This is a genomic window from Paraglaciecola polaris LMG 21857 (assembly GCF_000315055.1).
Taxonomy (GTDB): Bacteria; Pseudomonadota; Gammaproteobacteria; order Enterobacterales; family Alteromonadaceae; genus Paraglaciecola; species Paraglaciecola polaris.
Genome location: NZ_BAER01000140.1, coordinates 1 through 10,254, shown reverse-complemented (window position 1 = coordinate 10,254; position 10,254 = coordinate 1). Strand labels below are relative to the sequence as shown.

Genomic DNA, 10,254 nt, shown 5'->3' with positions numbered 1-10,254 from the left:
GGCCAAGAAAATACCTCGGGTATAGACAACCCTTAGTTGTTTTTAATGAACTACGCAGCGCAGCTTAATTTAGCGAGTGGTGCACTTCGGAGTTGAATTCGCGAGTACTTAAAATTGTTTTTTTTAACATAAAAATCCTATGTGTGTTTTGTGAGTTACAGAAAGCTCATCAGCCATTACGTTATAGGCCTTATACAGATTTAATTACTGCAGCAAGCGATCTGTTTCGTTTTTTATCGTTTAACGTCTGTTAGACACTCACATTTCACGCCATTATTTATTTTTTATATTATTCAATTACTTATGTGAAAATCGTTTTTTAGAGTTCTCTATGAATGTAATTAACTCTGCTCAATTGCAGATCTTTCATTCTTGCTTTATTAGAATTATCCAAGATTTGTTAATTGCCTGTTGACGTAAAAAAGAGTTGCTAAACATCACTAAAGGCACGATAAAAAACTATGTCGCTCATATAGAGTCAAAACGTAGAGATGAGTGTGCCATCCAGGCTAGAAGACTAAGGTTAGTACCTAGGAATAGCATGCAGTAGCGTACTAGTCGTCGTGGGAACGAGCAGAACAAAACGCTTCCATAAGTTGTGAAAATTGCAAAGAACTGGACTGCTTTTACATGAAAGCGACTCGAATTAACTCCAATAAAAATCTGTAACAACATGTATTTAAAATACTTTATTACTTGCCACAAAAAATGATTTTCAGCCTATGACTAATAACTTCCCACACAAGGGAAGCATCATTAAATGGAAATACTAAATGAAAAATTTTACATTAGCGTCAGTCATAGCCGTGTTATTCGCAGCCCCGTATTTGCAATTTCTCAAGGAGAAATGGACAAAATTAGCAGCACGTTTAAAAGTCTTGATAATGATCGTGATGGCTTTATTTCAAAAGAAGAAGCCGACGATGACGATATCTGGGAGCATTTTGCTAAGATCGATGGTGATAAAGACAATGAAATCAGTCGACTAGAGTTTGATACTTACATGGGAATGTATGTAGGTGAAGTGGCCGAGGATAGGGTTGTAGCCGAATCAACGAAATCCGCCACTATGAAAAAAACGCCTCCATTCACAAGCTCCTTTTCCGAATTAGATGAAGATGAAAACGGCTTTATTTCGATCGACGAAGCCGACGGCGACAAAATCGACAAACATTTTGGTTATATTGATAGCGATAAGGATAGTCGTATTAGCGAAAGCGAATTTCGCAAGCTATCAAAGCAATTCTCACGCAGACATGGGTGGAAAAAAAGAGAAGTAATCTGTCGAAATTTATTATTTTTCAGCCAACCTCGCGCCATCGTCGCGAGGCTTTTTTATTAATTAAGTTAAGACGATAAACAAAGATGACAAATTTTTTCACGTTGAGGTCGTAAAAATTATTCACAACCGAAAAAAATAAATTCAGACATTTAATTTAATGTCGCTAATAACGGCTCCCACAGCTTAAATTTGGTAATTAATACACGCTGTCATTCCAATATTGTCAAAAAAACTCCACCAAACGTTAATAAAAAGTTAATAAATGTATTCTATTTTAAGTCTGCCTGTGGTAAAAATTATTTGAGTTTTCACTCTGATAGCAAAGTGAAAATTCAAAGTTTTCAATGCTATACATTATGAAATAATGGAGATCTCAATGGATACATCTGAATTATTAACTGTAATTGATAACGAATCCCGTCCGAGCAAAACAAAAACAACAAAAAGAAAGTGGAGAGAAATCGAAACCATTCATGATCGCTACAAATTGCGACAAGAGTTACGCGAATTGGGCATGACCCAAACCGACGAATTAGAAATGTTTTAACCGTCTATGAAAAAACCGCTGAGACTAACGTCCCAGCGGTTTTTTTAGTTTTACATATTACCCTTGCACACCCGAGAAATTAACCCAGCTTGTCTGTGGCAATCTTATAGCGTGGATCTTCGTTCAGATTCATTTCCACGTAGTCTTGAGCTTTACTCATTAGCGCACGGCATTCAGCAGAGATATGCCTGATATGCAGCTTTTTACCTTGCTGCTGATACTTATCTGCTAACGAATCAATTGCATCGATACCCGATGAATCCCATACCCGAGAGTCATTAAAATCTATTACTACGTCTTGAGGATCATTTTGCGGGTCAAACAAATCTTTAAAATAACTCACTGAGCCAAAAAACAACGGTCCCTGAAGCTCGTAGACTTTCCAACCATCATCATCTGTATGGGTTTTCGCCGAAATATGCTTAGCGTGTTTCCAAGCAAAGACTAATGCGGATACGATAACCCCCACCACAACAGCGATGGCCAAGTCAGCTATTACGGTAACTGCGGTGACAAGGAAGAGCACAAAGGCGTCTTCTTTATTCACGCCGCGAATGATGCGAAACGAAGCCCACTCAAAAGTACCGATAACCACGATAAACATAACGCCTACCAATGCGGCTAATGGGATCATTTCAATCAAAGGTGCCGCAAACAAGATAAAGCCAAGCAAGACTAGCGCTGCGGTGATCCCTGATAAACGACCACGGCCACCTGAATTAATGTTAATCATGCTTTGGCCAATCATGGCACAACCGCCCATTCCACCAAAAACACCATTAACTGTATTTGCCACACCTTGGCCAACACACTCGCGATTACCACTTCCCCGGGTATCGGTCATTTCGTCGATTAATGACAGCGTCAACAACGATTCAATCAATCCAACTAGCGCTAAAATAATTGACGTCGGTAGAATGATATACAAAGTTTCTAAGCTAAAGGGCACGATAGGGAAAGCAAACGTGGGTAATTCCCCCGCTAGGGTTGCACTTGCTTTTTGGTCCGCAGGCAACATGTCTCTGACAAAGTCGATAACCGTGCGCGCTTCTAAATCTAACCCGTGTACTAATAAGGTCACGGTTACGATAGCAACCAATGAAGCAGGCACCGCTTTAGTTAATTTAGGTAACAAGAAAATAATCGCCATAGTCAGGCCGACCAAACCAAGCATGTAGTACATTGCACTACCTTGCATCCATACTTGCTCACCTAAGCCATTCATTATCTTAAATTGACCCAACTGGGCTAAGAAGATCACAATCGCTAAGCCGTTCACAAATCCAAGCATCACAGGATATGGCACCAAGCGTATAAATTTACCGAGCTTAAATACCCCAGCAAGTATTTGCAGCACACCTGCTAAGAGGACAGCGGCAAATAAATATTGCACACCATGCTGGGCAACTAATGCCACCATCACCACAGCCATTGCACCTGTGGCGCCAGATATCATCCCTGGACGGCCGCCAATGGCTGAGGTAATTAACCCCATCATGAAGGCAGCATATAAGCCAACCATAGGTTCAACACCTGCTACAAAAGCAAAGGCTACCGCTTCGGGTACCAAGGCTAACGCAACCGTGATGCCAGAAAGCACATCGTTTTTGACATTACTGTCACGATTGCCTGTTAGATCAATCATTCAATTTCCTCAATTTTCACAGAACACTATTAATATGCGGTTATTTTACCAGCAAAATGCAACAAGGTGTTTTAACAGTTTGTTAAACCGTGATTTTTTCGTGCCATTTTGGCTTATTGGTGATCATTGGGCATAAAAAAAGCCGGAAAACCGGCTTTTTTATAATAAAATTGTATTTACGCAATGATATCAAGTAGCTCAACATCAAATACTAGCGTACTGAAAGGCGCTATTGCACCGCCAGCACCTTGCTCGCCATAGGCCAAGTCGTGTGGAACGAATAAACGTAATTTAGCACCCACTTGCATAAGCTGAAGCGCTTCGGTCCAACCTTTGATCACGCCACCGACTGGAAATTCAGCTGGCTCACCACGATCGTAAGAACTATCGAATACAGTCCCGTCTAACAATGTACCGTGGTAATGCACACGAACAGTCGATGCAGCCGTTGGCGTATCGCCATTACCCGCGTTGACCACTTCGTACTGCAAGCCACTCTCAGTCACTGTCACGTCATCACGCTTAGCATTTTCAGCTAAAAACGCAATACCCGCTTCCTGTGCTTCAGCGAATTGCTCGTTCTTGGCCGCTTGCATACGCTGATGGATTTCATTGAATGCTTCACGTAGTACGTCGTTTGTTACTTGTGCAGGTTGCAAGTTAAATGCATCAGCTAGGCCTTCTTGTACGGCAGAGATGTCTAAACCGTCAAAAGGATTGGCGCGCAATTGCTCACCCATTTGAAGACCAATACCGTAGCTTGCTTGAAGCTCAACACTTGTAAATTTATCTGTCACAATGACTCCTAAAATTTGAAAAAGGGCATGAAACCACACCGCTTCGCAGAAAAATGGCCGATATGGTATCACAAAGCATTCGTCGATTTAAAAAAGCATCCATACCTGTTCATTCAGTAACCAATACTGAAAACTTTCAGGTTCAAAAACACCTATCCCTGATGCCAACTTTAAGGTAAAAGTATGCATCTTTTTAATAAGCTTAACTGTCACGTTTTTAGACAAACCATCACTTTAACAGTATGGTAACGGGCTGTTTTTAGCATTATTCTTTAATCTTCTATTATTCCAGCGGAGGCACCAGTGCCAAAAATTCTAGACTCACAACTCAAAGAAACCGTACGTAGCTTAGGTTCAACGTTAGGTGACATGATCCGAGCCCAATTAGGCGATGAGTGGCTGCAACGAATAGAAACCATAAGATTAGACGGACGCCAATCTTATCAAGGTGACAGCGACTGCTCTGACAAACTTAAAACATTGTTTAGCGAACTCGAAGACGAGCAGCTATTGGTCGTGGGACGTGCATTCTCGCAGTTTTTGAACTTGGCGAATATCGCCGAACAAGAGTTTAACAGCGCTAATCATGATCAAGATTCCATTCAAGAATTGTTCAATCATTTGGACAAAGACAATGTATCAGCGGAAACCTTTGAGAAAGCGGTAAACCAACTCAGTATCGAATTGGTGTTAACGGCGCATCCTACTGAGGTGACTCGCCGTACGTTGATCCATAAACACAGCGAATTAGCCCAGTGTTTACGTCAAATACATCAAACCAGTTTGTCAGATATTGAACGCGACAAGATCCGCACTCGTATTGCTGATTTGGTTGCTCAAGCCTGGCACACCGAAGAAATTCGTACCGTGCGCCCTACCCCTGTAGATGAGGCACGTTGGGGATTTTCTGTAGTAGAGAATTCATTATGGGAAGCTGTACCTGATTTCATACGTGAACTAAGTGCAAAATTCGAAGCAAAATATGACCTTGCTCTGCCGCTAGATGCAGCTCCGGTCAAAATAAGCTCGTGGATGGGTGGAGACCGAGACGGTAACCCATTCGTGACATCCAAAGTGACGCAACAAGTATTGTTGTTGGCCCGTAAGCGCGCAGCTAAGCTTTTCGCGCAAGATGTTGATATGTTGCAAGTTGAGCTATCAATGAGCGATTGTGACGACACTATTCGCGCGCAAGTTGGCGATGAACTTGAACCCTACCGTGCTCTATTACGCCCACTATTAACAACCTTAACGAATACCAAAAACGGTATCGCTGAGTTTTTAAACGGTGAGTCAGTTGACGACAGCAAATGGATTGCCAGCAAAGAAGAACTGCTTACGCCATTGATGTTGTGCTACAACTCGTTGCAAGCATGCGGTATGAACGTGATTGCCGATGGCCGTTTGTTAGATACCATTCGCCGCGTACATTGTTTTGGTGTTCATCTGCTTAAATTGGATATTCGTCAGGATTCTGAACGTCACGCAGACGTGTTCAGCGAGCTAACCCGTCATTTAGGTATGGGTGATTACGCCAACTGGAGTGAAGAAGACAAGCAAGCGTTTTTATTGAAAGAACTGAGCTCGAAGCGCCCATTGTTCCCAACTAAATGGCAGCCTTCTGCGGATGTTCACGAAGTCATAGATACCTGTAAAGTGGTCGCCAAGCACAGCGAAGAAGGCTTTGGTATTTACATTATATCCATGGCGAGCTTGCCTTCAGACGTACTTAGTGTGCACCTTTTATTGCGTGAATTTGGCGTGACATGGCCAATGCCTGTTGCCCCTCTGTTTGAAACACTTGATGATTTGAATGCGGCTTCCGGTGTTATCGACGCCTTAATGAACATCGACTGGTATCGTGGTTATATTCAAGGTCATCAGTACGTCATGATCGGTTATTCTGATTCAGCCAAAGATGCCGGCGCTATGGCTGCAGGTTGGGCACAATACGAATCTCAGGAAGCGCTTGTTGCTGTTGCTGAGAAATTCGGCGTTGAATTAACCTTGTTCCACGGCCGTGGTGGCACAATTGGTCGTGGTGGATTACCTGCACATGCAGCTATTCTATCTCAGCCTCCAGGTTCGTTAAGCGGTGGCTTCCGTGTTACCGAGCAAGGCGAAACCATTCGTTATAAGTTTGGTATGCCGCAATTGGCTCAGCGTAGCCTGTCGTTGTACGCCAGCGCCATATTGGAAGCATTAATTTCGCCGCCGCCTGCACCAAAACAGGAATGGCGTGATTTAATCACCGAAGTTGCAGCAAATGCACGTGATAACTACCGTAATACGGTACGTCACGATGAGAACTTCGTGCCTTATTTCCGGGTTGCCACGCCTGAGCAAGAGCTTGGTAAATTGCCACTAGGTAGTCGCCCAGCAAAACGTAAACCCAGTGGTGGCATAGAAAGCTTACGTGCCATTCCATGGATCTTCGCATGGGCGCAAACACGTTTAGTCTTGCCATCTTGGTTAGGTGCCATGAAGTCTGTGCAAACAGCAATTGATGCCGGAAAACGTCCGCTTATCGATGACATGCTGCAAAACTGGCCATTCTTCCACTCACGTTTTTCAATGTTAGACATGGTGTTTGGTAAAGCCGATCCTCGTATCAGTGCTGAATACGACAAACGCTTGGTGCCTGAAGAGTTGCGTCATTTAGGCGATGCACTGCGGGATGAACTTAACATGAGTATGAGCCTGTTGTTGGATGTACTTCAACAAAAAGAAGTCATGGAATCAGACCCCAAAGGCAATGAGTCGATGAACATTCGTGCCGGTTACTTGCAGCCACTACACTTCTTACAAATAGAATTGTTAGAACGTATTCGTGCCAAAGGTGACGAAGCCGACCCAACCCTAGAGCGCGCCATGATGGTCACCATTGCCGGTATCGCCGTAGGTATGAGGAATACAGGGTAGTACGCTACGGGGTAATACCTTAGCAAGCCTCAATACCTGCAGATTAAATTCTTATTTAACTGCAGGTCATACACATCACTCCAATATTAGCTGTCTCGGATAATCCTCCGAGACAGCTTTATCCATTTAGGTATAATCATTTATTATTCCCCCCTTCACGCGACACAACTAATTTAGCTTATGGCTATTATCCCGCCCTATTTAATACCAATGACACCTGTGACTTTCGAACAAGAAATAAAACGCAGCCGCTTTATTACACAACTGGTGCCTACACCCGGTATTGCAAGTGCGAAAGCGTTCATTCAGCACGTCAAAGACAAGCACTCAGGAGCTCGTCATCACTGCTGGGGATTCGTTGCTGGTGCGCCCAGTGATCCAATGCAATTGGGGTTCAGTGACGATGGTGAGCCAAACGGTACCGCGGGAAAACCGATACTCGCTCAGTTGCAAGGTAGTAAAATAGGAGAAATCACCGCCGTGGTCACCCGCTATTCCGGTGGGATAAAATTAGGGACGGGCGGCTTAGTCAGAGCATACGGAGGCGGGGTAAAACACGCTCTAGCGCTACTCACAACGAAAGAACGTGTAGCTAAGCAAACTATTGCGATTGATTACGAGTACGCGTTACAGGGCTTTATAGACAGCCTAATCAGGGAATTTTCACTCATCGTAGAATCATCTGAGTTTGCCGTTAACGTTTCCTTGATTATGACGGTAGACGCAAAGGACGCCGCCGAGCTTATTCAGAAGACAGAACTTGTTGTTGACGGACAACTTTCTATCAAGCGCATTACCCACGTCTAATACGACAAATGCTTTTGCCCAAGTCCCGAGTTCAACCTAGGGGTACCACGTTTATGAATGGCTTTTTTGAAACTGATGCGTGAGCGCGTCGAGTTCCAGTGCCAGTGCATTTAAGCCTCCCGACTCGTCTGCCATTTGAGCTATCTTCAACATATTAGCCTGGGAGCTTTGCCTAATATCCTGCATGTTTCGATTGATCAACTCTATGCTCACCGACTGTTCTTCGGTAGCCGCTGCCACCGAGCGGTTAGCTTGGGTGATCTCGTCAAAATGCGCACTGTTCACTTCGAGCACGTGGTGAGCCGTCCCGATGGAGTTGGCAGTTACTTGAGACTGGTCAATTATCGAGGTTATTTCGTTGGTAGCAGAGGCAGATGTTGCCTTCAATTCCTGCATGATCGCTTGAACTTTATGGGTTGAGTCCGCGGTGCGCTTAGCTAGCGTGCGCACTTCATCGGCCACCACAGCAAAACCTCGCCCATGCTCCCCAGCACGAGCGGCCTCAATTGCGGCATTTAACGCCAGCAAGTTGGTTTGATCAGAAATCGCCTGTATGGTCTCAAGTACTTTTGCGATGGTATCAGTGTTATTACTCAGTGACTGAATAACCTGAGCCACGTCGTTAATTTTACTCACCAGACGATTGATGTCCTGTTGAGTGTCAGTGATAACTTGCGAAATTTGACCTGCATCACTATTGATCTGAACTGCGACAACGGTAGCTGATTCCGCACTTCTGGCGACTTCGTTAACAGCACTGCTCACCTGACTTAATGTCAATGAGATATCTTGGGTATGTTGGTCGCTTTGTTCAGCACTTTCTAAGGTCATGTTGGCCTTATCTTGAAGTGAACGGGCAACATCTTTTAACGCAGTGCTATTTTGCATCACTTGGGAAAACATCGTGTCCAATTGACCGACAAACAGATTGTAGCCTTTCGCTACATCGGCAATCTCTTTTTGGCCCAGCTCTGACAACCGATAAGTTAAGTCTGCATTACCTTTACCCAGGCGCATAAATACATCAGCCAATTGATTAATGGGCAGGGTAATACTACTGGCAACAAACCAAGCAGCGATACACGCGACTAACGCCACCAACAGTGACCAGAAGGTTATATGCCAAATTGCATTGTCTAATGAGGCGAATATTTCATCGTAAGGGACTTGGGCTACGACAAACCAATTCATACTAGGAATAAAACTTGAAGCGACGATCATATCGCTGCCGTTATTGTCAATAAACGCGAGATTAAACGCGTCTTTTTTGAGCAGTCCGGTTACCTGTGCACCACTGTATAGGCTTTGCAGACTTGCGTTGCTAATCAACTCGCTGTCAGTGTGTAATTGAACTTGCCCAGCGGCGTCAACTAAATAGACCAAACCCGATTGCTCCAGCTTAAAACTGGTTAATAAATCGACCACATCTTTGAACGATGTTGCAGTACCGGATAGTCCGCGGCCATTTGGTTGCTGGTAGTTAACAAAAAGATCTGTCTTACCTGTATTAGGATCGCGATATACGCTCACCATATTAGCCTGCTTACTGGCGGTATAGTTAAAAAACCATCCATCGGCTGCATTGTTTTGTAACGTGCGTAAAAAACCATCTTGGTTCCAATAACGCGCACTCTGTTTGTCGGCAAAGGATGCCGCGCTCAAGCCATGCTGCTTAACAGTATTCTTAAGTAAACGAGTGAGGGTTGCGGCGCCGGCTTCGGACTGCCCTTGGGCGTTCCACTCTAATATAAAAGGATCAGTGGCAATCTGAGTAGCGATCATCTGCATTGCGCTGATCTTGCTATCAATTTGACTGGCAATGCGTTTAATAATATTTGGCAGTTCAGTGCTCAGTACCCGACTTTCAACACTGGCTCGTGCTGTCATCATACTGATCCCACCCACGAGGGCAGAAGTAAACAATACAAATACGGTTAGAGTGAGGATGATTTTTTGTTTAATCGATAGCTGCTTCATAAGGCGTCTTTTTGATTATTCCAATAGGGTGTAACGCTTTTTAGGATATCGGCAAGAATACGAGTTGCATGATTAGAATCCATATAAATCTTATAATACAGATCGTTTTCTTCGGTCACCAAAAACATGAGAAAATAACTGGTTTTGTGCGCCCCAGCTCTCATACCAATCACCTTAAATTTATGATCTAATTACATTCAATCTCATCGATAAAAATATCGCTCATGCACTTCTTAAAAGACATTAATTTTCCGTTACTTATCGCCAGAGAAAAAAG

General features: G+C 43.7%; 7 protein-coding genes. 4 read left to right on the top strand and 3 right to left on the bottom strand.

Translation table 11 applies throughout. The annotated features are described in order from the left end of the window. Positions 1 to 760: 760 nt before the first annotated feature. Both GPLA_RS22295 and GPLA_RS23365 read left to right on the top strand, forming a co-directional pair. The gene (locus GPLA_RS22295; protein WP_007107304.1) at positions 761 to 1,342 is read left to right on the top strand and encodes an EF-hand domain-containing protein; all 582 of its coding nucleotides are present in this window, start codon (positions 761 to 763) and stop codon (positions 1,340 to 1,342) included. Between the two features lie 316 nt (positions 1,343 to 1,658). Then, the gene (locus tag GPLA_RS23365) at positions 1,659 to 1,829 is read left to right on the top strand and encodes a DUF3545 family protein (protein WP_007107303.1); all 171 of its coding nucleotides are present in this window, start codon (positions 1,659 to 1,661) and stop codon (positions 1,827 to 1,829) included. A gap of 79 nt (positions 1,830 to 1,908) precedes the next feature. On the opposite strand, the gene GPLA_RS22290 is transcribed toward GPLA_RS23365, so the two are convergent. Further along, positions 1,909 to 3,474: a SulP family inorganic anion transporter gene (locus GPLA_RS22290; RefSeq protein ID WP_007107302.1), complete on the bottom strand. Its 1,566-nt coding sequence runs from the start codon at positions 3,472 to 3,474 to the stop codon at positions 1,909 to 1,911. 176 nt (positions 3,475 to 3,650) lie between these two features. After that, positions 3,651 to 4,271, bottom strand: a complete 621-nt coding sequence (locus tag GPLA_RS22285; protein WP_007107301.1) for an FKBP-type peptidyl-prolyl cis-trans isomerase — start codon at positions 4,269 to 4,271, stop codon at positions 3,651 to 3,653. A gap of 303 nt (positions 4,272 to 4,574) precedes the next feature. Between GPLA_RS22285 and ppc the strand changes: the two genes are divergently transcribed. Together ppc and GPLA_RS22275 are read left to right on the top strand one after the other, a co-directional pair. Further along, positions 4,575 to 7,193 (top strand): phosphoenolpyruvate carboxylase, encoded by a 2,619-nt coding sequence (ppc, locus tag GPLA_RS22280; RefSeq protein ID WP_007107299.1) that lies wholly within the window; start codon positions 4,575 to 4,577, stop codon positions 7,191 to 7,193. Between the two features lie 180 nt (positions 7,194 to 7,373). Beyond that, on the top strand, positions 7,374 to 8,000 hold the full coding sequence (locus GPLA_RS22275) for a YigZ family protein (protein WP_040515726.1): 627 nt from the start codon (positions 7,374 to 7,376) through the stop codon (positions 7,998 to 8,000). Between the two features lie 51 nt (positions 8,001 to 8,051). Here the strand turns inward: GPLA_RS22275 and GPLA_RS22270 are convergent, their stop codons facing one another. Then, on the bottom strand, positions 8,052 to 9,977 hold the full coding sequence (locus tag GPLA_RS22270) for a methyl-accepting chemotaxis protein (protein WP_007107297.1): 1,926 nt from the start codon (positions 9,975 to 9,977) through the stop codon (positions 8,052 to 8,054). Positions 9,978 to 10,254 lie beyond the last annotated feature (277 nt).

Bases quoted from the DNA above. Each gene is read 5' to 3' on its own strand.
- GPLA_RS22270 (WP_007107297.1), bottom strand. From the start codon at position 9,977: ATGAAGCAGCTATCGATTAAACAAAAAATCATCCTCACTCTAACCGTA.
- GPLA_RS23365 (WP_007107303.1), top strand. From the start codon at position 1,659: ATGGATACATCTGAATTATTAACTGTAATTGATAACGAATCCCGTCCG.
- GPLA_RS22290 (WP_007107302.1), bottom strand. From the start codon at position 3,474: ATGATTGATCTAACAGGCAATCGTGACAGTAATGTCAAAAACGATGTG.
- GPLA_RS22295 (WP_007107304.1), top strand. From the start codon at position 761: ATGGAAATACTAAATGAAAAATTTTACATTAGCGTCAGTCATAGCCGT.
- GPLA_RS22275 (WP_040515726.1), top strand. From the start codon at position 7,374: ATGGCTATTATCCCGCCCTATTTAATACCAATGACACCTGTGACTTTC.